General features: G+C 64.3%; 14 protein-coding genes. 1 reads left to right on the top strand and 13 read right to left on the bottom strand.

Features of this window, described 5'->3' with window-relative positions:
* Positions 1-11: 11 nt before the first annotated feature.
* From HGI30_RS10400 to HGI30_RS10380, 5 genes are all read right to left on the bottom strand, one after another.
* On the bottom strand, positions 12-872 hold the full coding sequence (locus tag HGI30_RS10400; protein ID WP_168909825.1) for an ABC transporter permease: 861 nt from the start codon (positions 870-872) through the stop codon (positions 12-14).
* Positions 873-1136: 264 nt separating this feature from the next.
* On the bottom strand, positions 1137-3359 hold the full coding sequence (locus HGI30_RS10395; RefSeq protein ID WP_168907497.1) for a helix-turn-helix domain-containing protein: 2223 nt from the start codon (positions 3357-3359) through the stop codon (positions 1137-1139).
* Positions 3360-3621: 262 nt separating this feature from the next.
* Positions 3622-4509 carry a sugar phosphate isomerase/epimerase family protein gene (locus tag HGI30_RS10390; RefSeq protein WP_168909824.1) on the bottom strand — a complete coding sequence of 296 codons (888 nt, stop codon included), beginning with the start codon at positions 4507-4509 and terminating at the stop codon, positions 3622-3624.
* A gap of 133 nt (positions 4510-4642) precedes the next feature.
* Entirely contained in the window at positions 4643-5662 is a 1020-nt protein-coding gene (locus HGI30_RS10385; RefSeq protein WP_168907496.1) for a Gfo/Idh/MocA family protein, read from the bottom strand.
* Entirely contained in the window at positions 5659-6510 is an 852-nt protein-coding gene (locus HGI30_RS10380; protein WP_168907495.1) for a sugar phosphate isomerase/epimerase family protein, read from the bottom strand. Before HGI30_RS10380 ends, HGI30_RS10385 begins: the two co-directional genes overlap by 4 nt.
* Before the next feature lie 107 nt (positions 6511-6617).
* Here HGI30_RS10380 and HGI30_RS10375 point away from each other — a divergent pair, with 107 nt between their 5' ends.
* Positions 6618-7586: an AraC family transcriptional regulator gene (locus HGI30_RS10375; protein WP_168907494.1), complete on the top strand. Its 969-nt coding sequence runs from the start codon at positions 6618-6620 to the stop codon at positions 7584-7586.
* Between the two features lie 156 nt (positions 7587-7742).
* On the opposite strand, the gene HGI30_RS10370 is transcribed toward HGI30_RS10375, so the two are convergent.
* From HGI30_RS10370 to HGI30_RS10335, 8 genes are all read right to left on the bottom strand, one after another.
* Positions 7743-8246 carry a ferritin gene (locus HGI30_RS10370; RefSeq protein ID WP_168907493.1) on the bottom strand — a complete coding sequence of 168 codons (504 nt, stop codon included), beginning with the start codon at positions 8244-8246 and terminating at the stop codon, positions 7743-7745.
* Positions 8247-8274: 28 nt separating this feature from the next.
* Positions 8275-8505, bottom strand: coding sequence for a DUF1450 domain-containing protein (locus tag HGI30_RS10365; RefSeq protein WP_168907492.1), 231 nt, complete (start codon positions 8503-8505; stop codon positions 8275-8277).
* Positions 8502-9194: a DnaD domain-containing protein gene (locus HGI30_RS10360; protein WP_168907491.1), complete on the bottom strand. Its 693-nt coding sequence runs from the start codon at positions 9192-9194 to the stop codon at positions 8502-8504. The genes HGI30_RS10365 and HGI30_RS10360 overlap by 4 nt, the downstream gene beginning before the upstream one ends.
* The gene (gene asnS / locus HGI30_RS10355; RefSeq protein ID WP_168907490.1) at positions 9194-10492 is read right to left on the bottom strand and encodes an asparagine--tRNA ligase; all 1299 of its coding nucleotides are present in this window, start codon (positions 10490-10492) and stop codon (positions 9194-9196) included. The genes HGI30_RS10360 and asnS overlap by 1 nt, the downstream gene beginning before the upstream one ends.
* 42 nt (positions 10493-10534) lie before the next feature.
* On the bottom strand, positions 10535-11752 hold the full coding sequence (locus HGI30_RS10350) for an acetate kinase (RefSeq protein ID WP_168907489.1): 1218 nt from the start codon (positions 11750-11752) through the stop codon (positions 10535-10537).
* Positions 11749-12621: a 3-hydroxyacyl-CoA dehydrogenase family protein gene (locus HGI30_RS10345; RefSeq protein WP_168907488.1), complete on the bottom strand. Its 873-nt coding sequence runs from the start codon at positions 12619-12621 to the stop codon at positions 11749-11751. Before HGI30_RS10345 ends, HGI30_RS10350 begins: the two co-directional genes overlap by 4 nt.
* A 326-nt stretch (positions 12622-12947) precedes the next feature.
* A complete protein-coding gene (locus HGI30_RS10340; protein ID WP_168907487.1) occupies positions 12948-14450 on the bottom strand; it encodes an AAA family ATPase in 1503 nt (500 codons plus the stop codon).
* Positions 14443-14979 (bottom strand): hypothetical protein, encoded by a 537-nt coding sequence (locus HGI30_RS10335; RefSeq protein ID WP_168907486.1) that lies wholly within the window; start codon positions 14977-14979, stop codon positions 14443-14445. Before HGI30_RS10335 ends, HGI30_RS10340 begins: the two co-directional genes overlap by 8 nt.
* Between the last annotated feature and the right edge of the window lie 108 nt (positions 14980-15087).

The following is a 15087-nucleotide window of genomic DNA, read 5'->3' as shown; positions in this document are numbered from 1 at the left end:
CTTGCTCCTCCCTACCACAGACTCGTATCCGAATGCTTCCGCACGAAGCGGTTGGCCGCGACGACGAGCACGAAGCCGATCGCGGACTGAAACAGCCCGACGGCGGTCGCGAAGCTGAAGTCGGCGTCGAGGATGCCGCGTCGGTAGACGAACGTGTTGATGACGTCGCTCGTCTCGTAGTTCATCGAATTGTACAGTAGCAGGATCTTCTGGAAGCTCGCCTCGAGGAAGTTGCCGAGCGTCAGCACGAACAGCACGATCATGATCGGCACCATGCCGCGCAGCGTGATGTGGCGGATCTGCTGGAAGCGGCTCGCTCCGTCGATCTTGGCCGCCTCGTAGAGCGCGGGATCGATGCCGGCGATGGCCGCCATGTACAGGATCGTCCCCCACCCGAGCTTCTGCCAAATCTCCGAGCCGACGTAGACGGTCCGGAACCACTCCGGCATGCCGAGAAAGGCGATCGGCTCCAGGCCGAGCAGCCGGACGAGCAGCGCGTTCACGATGCCAGTCGTCGGCGACAGGAACGTGACGAGGATGCCGGCGATGACGACGGTGGACAGGAAGTGCGGCATGTAGCTGATGCTCTGGATGAAGCGGCGGAAGCGGGCGCTGCGCAGCTCGTGGAACAGCACGGCGAGCAGGATCGGCAGCGGGAAGTGGAAAATGAGATCGTACAGATTGAGCAGGACGGTGTTGCGGATCAGCTTCCAGGCATCCGGCGTGTAGTAGAAGAAATCCACGAAATGCTTGAAGCCGACCCATTCGCTGCCGAGAATGCCCCGACCGATGGAGAAATCCTGAAACGCGATGATGATGCCGTACATGGGAACGTACTTGAAGATGACGTAGTAAAGCACTCCCGGCAGCATGAGCAGATACAGCGCCCGATGCTTGCTCAGGGCGGCCAGCAGCCGGCTGCCTCGCGCCAAGCCGAACTCCCCCTTTCCGGTGTCCGCTCTCCGCGGCGGTCTGAAGCGGAGGCTTGCCTTCAGCTTAGGGGACGCCTGGTCAGGAAGGAAAGAGACGCTTTTTTCGCGTGGCATCGCAGCGGCGAAACCCGCCAAGCCGCCTGGCAGGCGGCTTCTGGCGAAAAAAAAGCGACGCCGAAAAAATGGCGACGCGTCAGGCTGCGGTCATCGGCCCGCCGAGGCACGGGCGGTATCGCGGTATTGGGTCGGGGTAATGCCCTCGTGCTTGCGGAACACCCGATGGAACGAGTTGCGCCCCCAGTACCCGACCTTCTCCGCGATGTCGTCGATGCGCAGATCCGTGCCGAGCAGGAGCTCCTTCGCCTTCTCGAGACGGTACCTGGCGATGTAGTCGACGTACTTCTCCCCGATCTCTTCCTTGAAGACGCGGCTGAAATAACCGGGCGACATGTTCAGCCTGGCGGCGAACGCGTCGATGGACAGCTCCTTGTCATAATGGGCATGGATGTAGGACAGGATCTCGCCGAGCCTCGCGTGGCGGGACGGCCCCGCCTCCGCAGCCTGCCCGACGAGCTGCCGATGCGCCATGCGCAGCCACTCCCGGAACTCCGCCTCGCTCCAGCAGCGCTCCAGCCCGGCAAGCAGCCGCGCCTCGGCGGCCGGGCCGGGCTGCTCGGCCGCCTGCAGCGTCCGCTGCCAAGCGCGCAGCGTATCGCGGCAGCGCTCCCGCAGGCGCGCGCAGGAAATGCCCGCAGCGGCGAGCTTGCCGGCGCCGTCGAGCGCGCTCTCCAGCATCGCCGCATGATCGCCGGTCCGTCTGCGGTTAAAGACGACCGCCAGCTCCTGCGCGCTCAGAAGAACGGAAGGCTCGGCGGCGGGCAGGCCGCGCTCCGGAGCGGCGCAGACGGCGATCGGCTCGCTGCCGACGAGCCGCCCGCCGATGGCGGTTACCGCTTCGCGCCAGCAGTCCGCGATGCCGTCCGGCGTGTCGAAGCGGCCGCCGACGCCGATCGTCGCGCGGCCGGTCGGCAGCTCCCGGCGCACCGCGAGCCGAATCATCTCGGCCAGCTCGCCGCCGGTGACGAGCAGCAGCGGATCGTCGCCGGCCACGATCGCGAGCGTATCCGCTGCCGGACGGCACGGCAGCACCTGCGCCGGAAGCATCGCCGCGACGCGCTCCAGCAGGCCGGTCCGATCCGGCCAAGGCTCCTTGGCCAGCGGACCGTCCGGTCCGTCGTGCAGCCGGATGCAGAACGCATAGCCGGAGGCGGGCAGGTCCATCCGGATGCCGAGGGCTTCGGCTTCGCGGCGCAGCTGCTCCGCATCGCTCCATCTTCCGGACAGCAGTCCTTCGAAGAGCGATTGCTTCAGGGCAGGAACGGCATCGGGCGGCGGGTGCGAAGCCGAGGGCAGCCGCTCGGTCGAGTCCAGCGGCCGGTAGATGCGCCGGCTGAGCCAATAGGAGACGACGCTGCCGACGAGCAGGAACAGCGCCGCGAACAGCAGGATGCCGAGCCGCAGCTGCCGGGCCGGCTTCATGAGCTGGGGCAGATCGACCAGGCTGACGATCCGGTATCCCTCGTGGAAGCGCATGGCCGCAGCCTGCAGCAGGTGGTCGCCTGCCCGCTCCGTCTCGAATGCGCCGCCGCTCCCGCCGCTGCCTGCAGCAGCGCTCAGCCGGCGAAGCTGCTCCGGTCCGACCCCGTCCGCGAGATAGGAGCCGGCGACGAGCTCGCCGTCCCGGTCGACGAGCGCCGTGCCCGCGGACCATCGCTCCGGGATGTCCAGCAGCCGAAGCAGCTCCGGCTGCCTCAGGCGGACGACCAGATAGCGATCCGGATCGGCGCTGTGGAACGGATAGCTGGCGACCGCAGCCAGCTGGCCGGTGCCCGGCAGGACGAGATCCATCATCATCCTGCCCTGCAGCGACGACAGCAGCTTGTAGCGAAGCGCTTCGTCCATCGGATGCACGAAGCGGAAATAGTAGGATCGGTCGGTGTACAGATCGGCGTCGACGATCAGCTCGCTGCGGGCGGAGACGACAAACGCCTTTTCCGCGAGCGGATGGCTCTCCAGGCGCTGGAGCCGCTCGCGCAAGGCGAAAAGGGCTTCGGCCTGCCGGGCTTTTTTGCCTTCCGCGCCGGCCGGCGGCAGGAGGCTGTCTGGCGTAACCGAGGACAGGACCGCGATCATCGACGTCTGGAGCGATTCGAAGGACGCCTCGGTCTTTTCGGAGGCGCGGCCAAGCAGAAGCTCGTTGAGCTTCTCGGCGTCGTCCGTAATGAGCTGCAGCACGAGCATCTGCACGAGCGCGGCGGCGGCGAGCACGGGAACCAGGATGAGCAGCAGGTAGACGGCAAAGTGCCGGCGGAACAAGGAGGCTTTGAAAGAGGGCATGCGGGTCGACAGGTCGATCGTTCTCACCACCTTGGGAAGGGTCGGCAAGCAGGCATGCGGATGCAGAATGCGGATTGCGGATGCGGATTGCGGAAAGGGCAGCGGCGCGGCCGAGCTTGCCCTTCGCGGGGGAATCTAGCTAAAAGTATAGACAAGCTGTAATTTATTATCAACAAAATGTTAAGTTTATGAAAATAACATTTAGGCCGTCGCGGAACGGAGAGGCCCCTCTCGATTCGTTCTTCGAAAATGCAAAAACGGCCATTCCGAGGAATGGCCGCCTGCTGCATGCTTAATCGCGGAACGCCTTCAAAAACCGCACGGCCGCGGCGATGTCCTGCTCCGGCTGGACGCCGACCTCGCGCTCGATCGTCAGGTAGCCGGCATAGCCGATGTCCTGCAGCGCCTGGAGGTAGTTCGGCCAATCGACGCTTCCTTCGCCGAGCGGCACTTCGCGGAAGTCCTCGCCCTTCTCCGCCGCCTCGGCAAGCTTCTCATGGCTCATCGCCTCGAACTCGAACCCGAGCATGCCGTACACCCGGCGCGGATCGACCTCGTCCTTCAGCTTGATGCCGTCCTTGGCATGCGTGTGCACGATGTAGCGGCCGAGCGTGTACACGCCCTGCACCGGATCGTCTCCCGTCACCATGACCATGTTCGCCGGATCGAAGTTGACGGACAGCCCGTCGGTGCTCAGCTTGTCGAGGAAGCCTTTGAGATGGGCCGCGCGCTCCGGTCCCGTCTCGATCGCGAAGTAGGCGTTGCGGCTTGTCGCGTACACGCTGATCTCCTCGCAGGCGTCCTGCATCGCCGCGTAGATGTCGCTCTGCTCGTCGTCCGGCACGATGCCGATATGGGTCGTGACGATCGAGCAGCCGAGATCCAGCGCCAGGTCGAGGATACGCTTGGATTTCTCGACCTTCCAGCCGTTTTCCCGGCGGTCCTGGAAGCCATGTCCGCCCAGATCGCCGACGAGCGCGGAAATCTTCAGGCCAAGCGAATCGATATAATCGCGCAGCTCCCTTCGAGCCGCCGCGTCGAGCCGGTCCGGGTCCATCTCGCCGGATACGGCATAAATCTGCACGCCGTCCGCGCCGACCTCCTTCGCCTTGCGCAGTCCTTCGCGCACGCCGACCTGGAAGCTGTCGACGATGACGCCGATCGGGTTGTTGATGCCCATGTCCATCCGCTCCTTTGCCTCTTTCACTCGGGCTTGCCTCGTCGGCAGGCCGCTTGATTCTCATTGTAAAGGGTGCTCGGCAAAAGGGGCTAGAACGTCGATGCGGCCGAGTTGGACATTTGTGCGGCCCGCTCTAGCGGACCGCCACCCATTCCCCGCGCCGGTCGGCCGAAGCGATCTCGGCGCGGACGATCCGGATCGTTTCCTTCGTGCTCTCGGGAGCTGCCTCCTCGATCGGAGCGCCGGCAAGCAGCTGCTCGACGAAATACCGGAGCTCGTAGTAGTACCCTTCTCCCGGAGCCAGCGCCGCCTCGTAGCCCGGAGCGCCGTCCGGGTTGACCCGCAGCTTGCCGCCGGCGAACTGGACGTTTCCGCGCTCGAACGTCACTTGAAAGCCCATCTCGAAGCCGTAGTCGCCGTTCCGCGTCCAATCCACCTGGGCGTGCACGATCCGCGGCTCGGCATACCGGTAATGCGTGGAGACGATGTCGTAGCCGCTGCCCGCAATGCGGTTGAGCCCGACCGCCGACACCGCCTCCGGCTTGCCGAACAGCCAGTGGACGACATCGGCGTCATGCACGTGCATGTCGAGAATCGCGCCTCCTCCCTTGTCCTTGTCCAGCACCCACGGTCCCCAGCTCGGCGTGCCGCCCCCGCGGCAAAACGAAGCGTACGTCACCTCGCCGAGCGCCTTGGCGTCGACCAGACGCTTGAGCTCGACATAGGCCGGCCAGAAGCGCAGGCACTGCCCGATCATGAGCGATCGGTCCGCAGCGCTTGCGGCCCGGATCATCGCCTCGCACTCCGCCACGTCCATCGCCATCGGCTTCTCGCAAAGGACATGAAGCCCCGCCTGCAGGCACTGGATCGTCACGTCCTTATGCAGGTAGGTCGGCAGCGTGATGTCCACCGCATCCAGCTCTTCCTTGGCCAGCATGTCGGCGACCGACTCGTAGGCCGGATAGGCGCTCAAGTCGCCGACGCTCCCGCCTGCGGCCAGATTGCCGCCGCTCCCTTCTCCCCGCAGCTTGGCCGGATCCGCGTCGCAGATCGCAGCGACCTTCACGGCGAGCCCGGCCCGCTCCAGCTGCCGGTAATTGTCCAGATGCGCCTTGCCCATGAAGCCCATGCCGATGATGCCGATCCGGATCATGCCCGCACGCTCCTTCCGAGGATGGCGTCCATCGCCGCCGATGTATTGAAGACGATCTGCTCGCCGTGATGGGCGTAAGGCGGAATCATCTCCGCCGTCACGTAGCTGTCGTACCCGATCGCTGACAGCTCGCGCACGACGGCCGGGTAGTCGACGTCTCCGGCCAGCAGGTCGACGAAGCCGTGCAGGCCGCCGGCGGCGCGCCGGTAGTCCTTGAAGTGGACCTTCTTGATGCGCTTGCCGAGAATCGGGATCCAGTGCTCCGGATAGCCCGCGAGCAGGGCGTTGCCGACATCGAAATAGCTGCCGACCCAAGGCGAGCCGACGGCGTCGAGGAAGCCTCTCAGTTCAAGCGGCGACAGGAGGAACTTGTTCCACACGTTCTCGATGCCGATGCTCACGCCCAGCCGCTCGGCATCCGGCGCCAGCTCCCGAAGCGCCTCCAGCGCGCGCTCGTGCGCGACATCGTAGCGGACGACCTCAGCATCCGGCAGAAAGTCGACGCCGACCGCGCCCGGCACGACGAGAATCGTATCGACCTCCAGCAAGGCGGCGAATTCCAGCTGCCGGCGCACGATCTCCATCGCCTTGGCGCGCGTCTGCGCCTCGCCGCTTGTGAGCGGGTACGTCCAATACAAGCCGCTGGCCAGGCTGGCGATCTCGATGCCGATTTCCCGCGCCAGCTTCGCGATGGCCTCGATTTGCTGCGGCGTGCTGTCCAGGCTGAGCTCTCCGGTTTCCTCCAGCGCCAGCTCGATGCCGTCGAAGCCGGCCTCCTTGGCGAGCCTCAAGCTTCGTTCCACCGTCGTTCCGCCGGGAAACGACCAGGCGTTGATTCCTTTTTTCATCGAATCGCTCCTCTTCCAAGCGTCATGTCCATCCGCCTTGAGTATAGCTCCGACGCAAAGAAACCGCTTTATCTCCAGCGCCGCCGGATTTGCATTTTTGTGGTAAGATGGGAGCACATGCTGCGCCATGGAAAGGAGCGGTCGCCCTGGAGTTCCACCCGCTGACGCTGAGACAGGAGCTGGCCGTCGAGCAGCTTGTCTCCTTCCACTATTTCGAATACCCCAAGGGCTATCTGTTCGAGGGAGAGTCGCATGACTTCTGGGAGCTGCTCTATGTGGACAAAGGCGAGGTCGAGGTGCGTGCGGACGACCGTCTGCTCCGCTTGGCCCAAGGCAGCATCGTCTTCCACAAGCCCGGCGAGTTCCATACGGTCCGGGTCGGCGAGGAGCATCGGCCGCCGAACCTGATCGTCGTCGCCTTCGTCTGCCGCAGCCCGCTGATGGACCGCCTGCGGGACCGGACCGCCGCGCTGGAGGAAACGGAACGGGCGTGGCTGTCGATGCTGCTGCGCGAAGGCTTCGCGAGCTTCCAGCCTCCCTACCACGACCCGCTCGTGCATGAGCTGCGCCGCGCGCCGGACGCGCCTCCGGCGTCGGAGCAGATGCTGCGCCTGTCGCTGGAGCTGCTGCTGCTCAGCCAGATCCGCAAGAGCGGCGAGCCGCAGCGCCGGACAGCCGCGCACGCGGCCCAGCCGCTGCCTGCGGAAGGCTCGGACGCGATGGAGCGGCTGCAGGCGTACATCGTCGAGCGGCTGCAGCTCGGCGAGGCTCCGACGCTCGACGAGCTGTGCCGCTCCGCCCATCTCGGCCGCAGCCGTCTGCGAGAGCTGACGCAGCAGCATGCCGGCACCGGGCCGACAGAGCTCGTGCGCCGGCTGCGGCTCGACGCGGCCAAGTCGATGATCCGCGAGCGGCGCTACAGCCTCACCGAGATCGCCGACCGGCTCGGCTACTCGAGCCTCCATTATTTCTCGCGCGACTTCAAGCGCTTGACCGGCATGGCCCCGTCCGAATACGGGCGCACCGCCTTGGCCGCCGCGGGCTTGCTTCCGCAGCCGGGACCGGGGAAGGTCTGACTTAGGAGAGGAGCGATCGTTTTGGCGATTACGCGGCGCCATGGATCATCATCCTGCTGCTGCTCGCGCTCATCCGCCGTACGTCTCGGAATCTTTGAAAAAAAGCCAAGCCCGCGCTCCGAAAGGAGGCGGGCTTGGCTTTTGTCTTCCTCGGTTCTACTCCGCCGGAGGCGTGAACGAACGGTTCGCGAACTCGGCGTCCAGCATGTAGAAGGCGTTGCTGTCCGACTCGATCCGCTTGAGCTTCTGGATGATGCCGTCGAAGAGGGCTTCCTCCTCGACCTGCTCGTCGATGAACCACTTCAGGAAGTAGATCGTCGCATGCTCGCGCTCGTCGAGCGCCAGGTCGGCGAGATGGTAGAAGTTCTTCGTGTTCTGCTGCTCGTGGCGGTAGCCGTGCTCGAAGACGTCCAGCATCGATCCGTACTCGTTCTTCGGCTCGCCCATCGCCTGCAGCGTGGCGCGGCGGCCACGGTCGTTGAGGAACTTGTAGATCTTCATCGCATGGAAGCGCTCCTCCTCGGCTTGAACGAGGAAGAAATTGGAGAAGCCCTCCAGGCTCTGGCCCGAGCAATACGCCGCCATGGCGAGATACACATGGGCGGAGTAGAACTCGAAGTTCATCTGGTCGTTGAGCGATGCGGCTAGCTTGTCATTCATCGGAATTCCTCCTCGGTTGCGGATAGAGCTAGATTAGGCGCTCCTTCTCGACCTGCTCGAGCACGCGTCTCGCCAGCTTCTTGGGCTTGCCCGCGTGCACGACGCGGCCCTTGACGACGGCGAAGCAGCGCTCGCGGCACAGCCGGCAGCTGCCGAGGCAGTCGGACTTGCGCAGCTCGAGGCCGGGCTCGTCCTTGAGCCTGCGGTAGGCGGGCTTGGACAGACGGTTCAGGTTACGCCGGCAAAACCGGATCTTCACTTGGCTCCGCCGCGGAACTTGCGGCTATGGACGCGTGCTTCCTCCGGCGTGCTGACCCGGTTGCGGCTCCACTCCAGCAGGATGCGCTCGATATAGGTGAAGTGCACTTTGCCGGAGAAAACGGCCTCGCGCAGCGCGAAGCGGATCAGCTCCTCGCTGTACCGGTCCTGGTCCAGCCACATGCTGATGCGCTCGCATTCCATCGGCGAGAGCAGCCGTCCGAACTCCTGCTCGAACACCGAGAACAGGTCCGTCACGGCGGCAGCAGGCCGCGGGACCGGAGCCGCAGAAGCGGGAGCGGATCGATCCGCCTCCGCCGCCCATTCGGCCGAGCGCTCCAGCCAGCCCTGCCAGTTGTAGCGCTCGTAGCGGATGCCGCTGACGCCGTCGAGCGCCTCGTCGATGCGGAGCAAGCCCTCCTTCATGAGGCGGCCGAGCTGCTGCTGCACCGAGCGCGGCGAGATGCCGAGCCGCGCAGCCAGCTCCTCCGGCGTCGGAAAATCATTGCGCTCCGTGTCGCGGAACGCCATCAGCTGCAGCAGCAGCATGAAGTCCGCGTCGCCGAGCCCGAGCTCGCGATACGAGCGGAGCAGCAGCGCCGGCAGGAAAACGCCGCCCTCGCCCATGACGCGGGCGAGCGCCTCGGCGTGGGCGCTGCCGCCGCCCCGGACGCGGTCGTCGGGCCGCATCAAGGATACAGCCGGTAGAGCGTGCGCGGGAATGCGATCGTCTCGCGCACATGCTCCAGTCCGCAAATCCAGGCGACCGTACGCTCGAGACCGAGGCCGAAGCCGGAGTGCGGCACGGTGCCGTACGTGCGCAGGTCCATGTACCACTGGTAGGCCTCGAGCGGCAGCTTATGCTCCTCGAAGCGCTGCGCCATCAGCTCCGGATCGTCGATCCGCTGCGAGCCGCCGATGATCTCGCCATAGCCTTCCGGCGCGATCATGTCGGCGCACAGCACCACTTCCGGACGGTTCGGGTCGGGCTTCATGTAGAACGACTTGATCGAGGCCGGGTAGTGCGTGATGAACACCGGACGGTCATGCGCCTGGGCGATCGCCGTCTCGTGCGGAGCGCCGAAGTCCTCGCCCCAAGGCACCTCGAAGCCGTTCTGGTTGAGGAACTCGATCGCCTCGTCGTACGTGATGCGCGGGAACGGCGCCTGGATCGCCTCCAGCTTGGAGATGTCGCGCTCCAGCGTCGTCAGCTCCGGACGGCAGTTTTGGACGACGCTCTGGACGACATGCGCGACGAACTGCTCCTGGATGCGCAGCGACTGCTCGAGATCGACGAAGGCCATCTCCGGCTCGATCATCCAGAACTCGATCAGATGGCGGCGCGTCTTGGACTTCTCGGCGCGGAACGTCGGGCCGAAGCTGTACACCTTGCCGAGCGCCATCGCCGCCGCTTCCATGTACAGCTGTCCGCTTTGCGTCAGGTAGGCGTCCTCGTCGAAATATTTCGTATGGAACAGGTTCGTCGTGCCTTCCGCCGACGTCGGCGTCAGGATCGGAGGATCGACCTGCGTGAAGCCGTTCGTATCGAAATATTCGTTCACCGCGCGCTTGATCTCGGCGCGGATCGTGAGCACGGCGCGCTGCTTGGGCGAGCGCAGCCACAGATGGCGGTGGTCCATCAGGAAGTCGACGCCATGCTCCTTAGGGGTGATCGGATAGTCCTGGGTCACCTGGATGATCTCGATGCCCTCGACGACGAGCTCGTAGCCGGACGGGCTGCGCGGCTCCTCCTTGACGAGGCCGGTCACGTACAGGGAGCTCTCCTGCGTCAGCTTGCCCGCCTGCTCCCACGTGTCCTCGCTGACCTCGGTCTTGGCGACGACGCCCTGGATGAAGCCGGTGCCGTCCCGCAGCTGCAGGAAGGCGATCTTGCCGCTGGAGCGCTTGCGCTGCAGCCATGCGCCGATGCGCACGCTTTGGCCGACGTGGCCGGATACTTCTCGGATGGTGACGAGTGAATCGCTCATGATGGAGGTTGGCCCCTTTCGTTCAACGGAAAATAGTTTGAATCAAGCCTGCTCCGCGCCGCGCTGACGGGCCAGCTTGAACGTATCGCGCGCGATGAGCAGCTCCTCGTTGGTCGGCACGACCATGACGGCCACCGACGAATCCGGCGTGGAGATGACCCGCGCCTCCTTGCTGCGCTGGGCGTTGAGCTCCTTGTCGAGCTTGATGCCGAGGAAGGTCAGTCCCTCGCACACATGCTCGCGCAGGACGACGGAGTTCTCGCCGACGCCGGCCGTGAACAGCAGCACGTCGATGCCGTTCATCGCCGCCGCATAGGCGCCGATGTACTTCTTGACCCGGTAGGCGTACATCTCGAAGGCGAGCTTCGCGTTCTTGTCCCCGTCGAACATCGCCTCGGTGATCTCGCGCATGTCGCTGCTGAGCCCGGAGATGGCGAGCAGGCCGCTGTGCTTGTTGAGCATCGAGTTGACCTCGGAGAGGGTCAAGTCTTCCTTGTTCATCGTGTACGGCACGATCGCCGGGTCCAGATCGCCGCTGCGCGTGCCCATCATGAGGCCCTCGAGCGGCGTCATGCCCATGCTCGTGTCGAACGACTTGCCGTTCAGGATCGCCGTCGCGCTCGCGCCGTTGCCGATATGGCAGCTGACGAGCTTGAGCTCCTCCAGCGGACGCCCCAGCACCTCCGCGGCGCGCTCGCTGACATAGGCGTGGCTCGTCCCGTGGAAGCCGTAGCGGCGGATCGCATGGCGCTTGTACAGCACCATCGGCACCGGATACAGGTACGACTGCTGCGGCATCGTCTGGTGGAACGCCGTGTCGAACACGACGACCTGCGTGACGCCCGGAAGCACCGCCTCGACCGCCGTGATGCCCATCATATGGGCCGGGTTGTGCAGCGGCGCGAGATCGAACAGCTTGCGGATCTCCAGCTTGGTCTCCGGCGTGACGACGGCCGACTCCTGGAACGCCTCGCCGCCATGCACGACGCGGTGGCCGACGGCGTCGATCTCCTCGACGGACTTCAGCACGCCGTGCTCCTTGTGGGTGAGCATGTCCAGCACGCGCTTGATCGCGCTCGTATGCTCCAGGATCTCGTCGACGATCCGCACCTCGGGACGTCCTTCCGGCTCATGGGTGACGATCGAGGAATCCATGCCGATCCGCTCGACGCGCCCGCTCGCGAGCACCGACTCGTCCTTCATGTCGTACAGCTGGTACTTCAGCGAGCTGCTGCCCGCATTGATGACGAGAATGTTCATACGCGGTCACCGTCCTCATCGTACGTGAAGAAGCCTGCGCCGCTCTTGACGCCCAGCTGGCCGCCCCGCACCATCTTCTTGAGAATGAACGACGGGCGATATTTCAGCTCGCCGTACTCGCGGAACATCGACTCCAGCGCGGCATGCACGGAGTCGAGGCCGAACCGGTCGGCCATCTCGAACGGCCCGTGCTGGAACGAATAGCCGATCCGCATGGCGCTGTCGATGTCGTCGACCGAAGCGACGCCCTCCTCCAGGATATGGAGCGCTTCGTTGATGAACAGGCAGATGAGCCGGGTCGTGATGAAGCCCGGCGACTCGAACACCATGACGCCCTTCTTGTCGATGACCTGCTCGACGAAGCCCTTGGTCGACTTGAACGTCGCGTCCGACGTGCGCAGGCCGCGCACGATCTCGACGAGATCGACCTTGAACACCGGATAGACGAAGTGCATGCCGATGACGCGCTCCGGATGCGAGGCCGCGCTTGCGAGCTCCGTGAGCGACAGCGTCGACGTATTGCTCGCGAGGATGACGTCCGGAGGGCAGGCGCGGTCCGCCGCGGCGATGATCGCCTTCTTGCGCTCCAGGTCTTCCGTGATCGTCTCTATGATGAGCTCGCATTGGGAGAAGTCGTTCATGTCCGACACTCCGTGGATGCGGTTCAGGATCAGCTTCTTCTCCGCTTGCGTGAGCGCCCATTTTTCGATCTGCTTGTCCAGGCTGATCTCGATGCTGCGCAGTCCCTGCTCCAGCTTGGCCGGGGTAAGCTCCATCAGGAATACGTCCATGCCTTTGTACGCGAGCATTTCGGCAATGCTCTGGCCCATCGTACCGGCACCGATGACACCAATCTTTCTAAAATTCACAGTAGGTCCGCTCCAATCTAAAAAAGCTTCTATTGTCTCTATAGCCGCCCCTTATTATACCTTTCCAAGGGACGGTTACACAATGTTTCCGAATTTGTATTTTGCACAATCCGGTGACCGGAAATCCGCGCCGCTGCTGGATTTTTCCGCGACAGCGCGGCGATGGGAAGACATCGTTCCGCCTCATTCCTGCCCGGTGTGGCGCAGGCTTGGCCGCAGCGCTCCCGCGCCTGCCCGAAAGCCCTCCGGACAACATAAAAAGACGGGCCTGCGGCCCGTCTGCAACTCATACGTCTAAGAAAAGATGCGACTTGAGCCCCGAAGGCTCACGCTCCGATCGGCTGCGGCTCGTCGCGCAGCAGCTCGCGGAACTGCTCGCCTCCGAGCGTCTCCTTCTCGATGAGGATGGCGAGGCTGTGCTCGAACAGCGGACGGCGCGAGCCGAGCATCTCCTTCGTGCGCGCCATGAGATCCTCCAGCACGCCGCCGGTGATCTGCGCCCAGCGGTCCGGGGTCAGCATCCGGTCCTCGACGATGCCGGCTTCGGTAAGCCCGCATTCGACCATCGTCCGCACGATGTTCAGCGCCTGCTCGAAATCGCCCTTGGACCCCGTGCTGCGTCCGCCGTAGAACATCTCCTCGGCGGCGGCTCCGGCGAGCGCGATCATGATCTGCGCCTCCAGGTAGTCCTTGGTATACAGATAATGATCCTGCGCGGGATTGTGGCGCACGTAGCCGAGCGCGCCGCCGCGCGGCGACAGCGCGACCTGCGAGACGCTGCCCGGCCGCACGAGCTCGGCGGCGATGGCATGTCCGAGCTCGTGGATCGCGACCCGCTCGCGCTCTTCCTTGGTGGACTCGCGGTCGGTCTTCTCGCCCATCATTACCTTGTCGATCGCCATCGACAGATGCTGCTGGCGCACGCGCTCGCTGCTCTCGCGCATCGCGTAGATCGCCGCCTCGTTCAGCACGCTCTCCAGCTGCGCGCCGGAGAAGCCGAACGACTCCTCGGCGATCTTGTCGAGGCTGACCGCTTCGTCGAGCGGTTTGTTCTTGGCATGGATGGTTAAGATATGAAGACGGCCTTTTTTGTCCGGCAGCTCGACGCCGATATGGCGGTCGAAGCGGCCCGGCCGGAGCAAGGCGGAATCGAGCATCTCCTTGCGGTTCGTCGCCGCCATGATGAGGATGCGCGGAGCGTCGTTCGTATGGATGCCGTCCATCTCGGTCAGCAGCTGGTTGAGCGTCTGATCGTACTCGCGATGCTGTCCGCCGTCGCGCTTGCCGCCGATGACGTCGATCTCGTCGATGAAGATGACGGCATTCTTTTTGCCGGCCTTCTGCGCTTTTTTGCGTGCGTCCTTGAACAAGTCGCGGATCCTTCCCGCTCCGACGCCGACGTACATTTCGACGAACTCGCTGCCCGAGGCGGCGAGATAGACCGAATCCGTGTACTGCGCCGCGGCTTTGGCCATCAGCGTCTTGCCGGTGCCCGGAGGGCCTGTGAGCAGGATGCCTTTGAGCGGACGGATGCCGAGCTTGCTGATCTCCTCATACTTGACGAGAAAGTCGAGCGCCTCGATCAGCTCGCCCTTGGCGCGGTCCTGGCCCCCGATATCGTCGAAGGACAGCGGCTTGGATGTCTTGACCGTCGCGTCCCTCCTGCCTCCGGCCGCCGCAAGCTGCCCTTTGGAGCGCAGGGCGAAAAACAGCACGCCGACAAGCGACAAGGCAAGCAGCAGCGGCACGACGTTCACGCCGCGGAATACCAGAAAGGCCAGCAGAGCGGTCAAAAAGCCTGCGCCGATCTCGGCGCTGTACTTAGGCATTGGGCCAAACCCCCATCGTCTCGCCCGCGCGGGGCAGAAGGATATATTTCGTGTCCGTACCGTATTCCAGCGTTACATAAACGTTCGCCTGGTCCATGGAAGACTTCGCCCGAAGTCCTTCATGGCTTTTTTGCATGGCCGCCAGCGCGTCCGGAATGCGGGAGTATTCCCGATTCTCCATCGCTTCCGCGATCGTGAACAGCTGGCTCGACCAAATCTCCTCCAGCTTCGGGCTCGTCGGGCCTTCGACTTGCAGCATCAGCTTGCGGGAGCCGATGACCGATGCGCCTTGCCGGGAAATCTGCTCATATATGGTTCGAAGATCGGCTCCGCTGTTCAGCGTGAGCTTGACCGTTACGACGTCTCGACTCAGGGAAGGATCGGCGGAAGCGACGCCCGGCAGCGATTGCACAGCCTTGATGAGCGGACGCTCGACAGCGGTCTGCTGATACGCGTACCACCCTCCGAACAGCAGCGCGGCCGTCACGAATACCGTCGCGAAGAAAGGCAGCAACCTCCATTTGATCAATGCAAAAAGCCCCCTTTTGGAATCGAAGCGGCCTGCAGGCAGACCATCCTCATGCGTGCATGCGCTTTGTGATGGCTTCTAGTATATCACAAATGCTATACGATGAGT

The sequence above is a fragment of the Paenibacillus albicereus genome, from assembly GCF_012676905.1.
Classification (GTDB): Bacteria; Bacillota; Bacilli; order Paenibacillales; family Paenibacillaceae; genus Paenibacillus_O; species Paenibacillus_O albicereus.
Note: the sequence above shows the minus strand (reverse complement) of the source record. Positions and strands in the feature narration are given on the sequence as shown.

Excerpts from the sequence above, each read along its gene's own strand:
- HGI30_RS10375 (WP_168907494.1), top strand. The coding sequence starts at position 6,618 with ATGGGAGCACATGCTGCGCCATGGAAAGGAGCGGTCGCCCTGGAGTTC.
- asnS (WP_168907490.1), bottom strand. The coding sequence starts at position 10,492 with ATGAGCGATTCACTCGTCACCATCCGAGAAGTATCCGGCCACGTCGGC.
- HGI30_RS10385 (WP_168907496.1), bottom strand. The coding sequence starts at position 5,662 with ATGATCCGGATCGGCATCATCGGCATGGGCTTCATGGGCAAGGCGCAT.
- HGI30_RS10340 (WP_168907487.1), bottom strand. The coding sequence starts at position 14,450 with ATGCCTAAGTACAGCGCCGAGATCGGCGCAGGCTTTTTGACCGCTCTG.
- HGI30_RS10360 (WP_168907491.1), bottom strand. The coding sequence starts at position 9,194 with ATGCGGCCCGACGACCGCGTCCGGGGCGGCGGCAGCGCCCACGCCGAG.
- HGI30_RS10370 (WP_168907493.1), bottom strand. The coding sequence starts at position 8,246 with ATGAATGACAAGCTAGCCGCATCGCTCAACGACCAGATGAACTTCGAG.
- HGI30_RS10380 (WP_168907495.1), bottom strand. The coding sequence starts at position 6,510 with ATGAAAAAAGGAATCAACGCCTGGTCGTTTCCCGGCGGAACGACGGTG.
- HGI30_RS10390 (WP_168909824.1), bottom strand. The coding sequence starts at position 4,509 with ATGGGCATCAACAACCCGATCGGCGTCATCGTCGACAGCTTCCAGGTC.
- HGI30_RS10400 (WP_168909825.1), bottom strand. The coding sequence starts at position 872 with ATGCTGCCGGGAGTGCTTTACTACGTCATCTTCAAGTACGTTCCCATG.
- HGI30_RS10350 (WP_168907489.1), bottom strand. The coding sequence starts at position 11,752 with ATGAACATTCTCGTCATCAATGCGGGCAGCAGCTCGCTGAAGTACCAG.